Genomic DNA, 2,200 nt, shown 5'->3' with positions numbered 1-2,200 from the left:
CGTCCGGACCCCCGGGGCTCGCGATCGGCCGGTCGCCGACCGGAACCGGTCCCCGTCGCGGCCCCGACCCGGCCTCCCGCGCCCTCCGGGATGCCGAGCTCGGCGCGAAGATGGGGGGAGGTCGAATAGGTCTCGGCGGGCTCACCGTGACCCAGGCCGAGCGCTTTGTCGATCAGCCCCCAGCGGGGCAGGTCGTCCCAGTCCACGAGCGTGACCGCGACGCCCTTGCGCCCGGCCCGACCGGTACGGCCGATCCGGTGGACGTAGGTCTTCTCGTCCTCGGGGCACTGGTAGTTGATGACGTGGGTGACGTCGTCGACGTCGATACCGCGCGCCGCGACATCGGTCGCCACGAGGACGTCGACATCCCCTGAGCGGAAGGCCTTGAGCGACTTCTCGCGCGCGCCCTGGCCCAGGTCGCCGTGGATCGCACCCACCCGGAAGCCCCGCTCGGCCAGGTCGTCGGCCAACTTCTGCGCCGTGCGCTTGGTGCGGCAGAAGACCATCGTGGCGCCGCGTCCGTCGGCCTGCAGGATCCGCGCGACCACCTCGGGCTTGTCCATGGAGTGCGCCCGGTACACGTACTGGGTGGTGTTCTCGTGCGTGGCGCCGGAGTCGGCGGCCTCCGCCCGGATGTGCGTGGGCTTGGTGAGGAAGTTGCGCGCCAGGGTGATGATCGGTCCCGGCATGGTGGCCGAGAAGAGCATGGTCTGCCGCTTTTCCGGCACCATCCGGAGCAGCTTCTCGATGTCCGGCAGGAAGCCCAGGTCGAGCATCTCGTCGGCCTCGTCGAGGACCAGCACCTCGACCTTGCCGAGCACCAGTTTCGACTGGTTGGCCAGGTCGAGCAGGCGGCCGGGGGTTCCCACCACCACGTCGACGCCCTTCTCCAGGGCGTCGGTCTGCTGCTCGTAGGGGGTGCCGCCGTAGATGGCCAGCACCTTGAGCGGTCGGGTTCCCGATCCCACGGGGGCGGTGAGCCCGGTGGCGGCGATCTTGAGGTCCTGGGTGACCTGGACGCACAGCTCGCGGGTGGGGACGATGATGAGGGCCCGGGGCGTGCCGTCGAGCTCCCGGGTCACCTCTCCCGTCGAGATGCGGTGCAGGAGGGGGACACCGAAGCCGTAGGTCTTGCCCATCCCCGTACGGGCCTGGCCGATGAGGTCCGAACCGGCGAGCGCCAGCGGGAGGGTGAGTTCCTGGATGGCGAAGGTGTGGGTGATGCCGCGCTCGCCGAGCGCGGTGACGATCTCGGGGCGGACGCCGAGTTCGGCGAAGCTGGGGGAGGAGTCGGAGGACGGGGCGTCGACGACGGCGGTCGTCGTGGCCATGCCGTCGACTTCACTGGTGGTCACATCTGTTGTGGACAGGGCGGTGCCTTTCTCGTCTCGCGCGCGGGAGGACGGGCCTTCCGATGGACGGCCTAGGCGAGCGGGGCGCGCGCACATTTCCACGCGGATCCTCGGTGCGGGGTCCGACGTGCGGACCGGGCGCGGGTGTGATCCACGTGCGTCCACCCTATCCCGTGACGCCCCGGTACACAGGGTCCGGGCTAGCCTGGGTCCCACGTATCACCGACGACGGCGTGACATGCGCCGACGATGAGAAGGGCAGGCACCGTGGAGGTCAAGATCGGCATCGCCGACAGCAATCGCGAACTCGTGTTCAAGACCGGGATGAACCCGGAGGACGTGCACGCCCGCGTCGAGGCCGCACTCACCGCGGAGAGCAAGGCCGTGTTGGAGCTGGACGACGAGAAGGGCCGTCGCTATCTCGTGTCGACCGACCGGGTCGCCTACGTCGAGATCGGGGAGACGGCACGCCGCGCGGTGGGGTTCCTCTCCTAGGAGTCCGGGGAGGGTCGGTCCCCGCCCTGACGCGGGATCTTCGACAGCCCACCCCAGCACAGGGTGACCGTCGTGGAGACGGCGTCGGCGCGGGAGATCGGCCGGCCCGCGTCGAGCCAGTGCCCGGCACTGACCCGGCTCGCCCCCACGAGACCCACCGCGAGCAGGCGCGACCGGTGCGCGTCGAGCCCGGAATCGCCCCGGACCAGATCGTGGACGGCGTCGATGCAGCCGTCGGTCGCGCGGTCGAGCTCGCGCCGGACGTCATCGTCCCCGGACTCGGAGGTGAACACGAGCCGGAAGCCGCGGGTGTCGGAATCGGCGTACGCGAAGAACGTGTCCACCGCGGCCTC

General features: G+C 70.5%; 2 protein-coding genes and 1 pseudogene. 1 reads left to right on the top strand and 2 read right to left on the bottom strand.

Annotated features, from left to right (window positions below):
- A partial coding sequence (locus G6027_RS12380) for a DEAD/DEAH box helicase (RefSeq protein WP_241727081.1) occupies positions 1 to 1,331 on the bottom strand: 1,331 nt, incomplete at its 3' end.
- 288 nt (positions 1,332 to 1,619) lie between these two features.
- On the opposite strand from G6027_RS12380, the gene G6027_RS12375 reads away from it, so the two are divergent.
- A complete protein-coding gene (locus G6027_RS12375; RefSeq protein ID WP_182637441.1) occupies positions 1,620 to 1,847 on the top strand; it encodes a DUF3107 family protein in 228 nt (75 codons plus the stop codon).
- Here the strand turns inward: G6027_RS12375 and G6027_RS12370 are convergent.
- Positions 1,844 to 2,200 (bottom strand): annotated as a pseudogene (locus tag G6027_RS12370) (TetR/AcrR family transcriptional regulator); the annotation flags it as partial. The gene G6027_RS12375 and the pseudogene G6027_RS12370 sit on opposite strands and share 4 nt — an antisense overlap.

Source organism: Dietzia sp. SLG310A2-38A2 (genome assembly GCF_014145095.1).
Classification (GTDB): Bacteria; Actinomycetota; Actinomycetes; order Mycobacteriales; family Mycobacteriaceae; genus Dietzia.
Note: the sequence above shows the minus strand (reverse complement) of the source record. Positions and strands in the feature narration are given on the sequence as shown.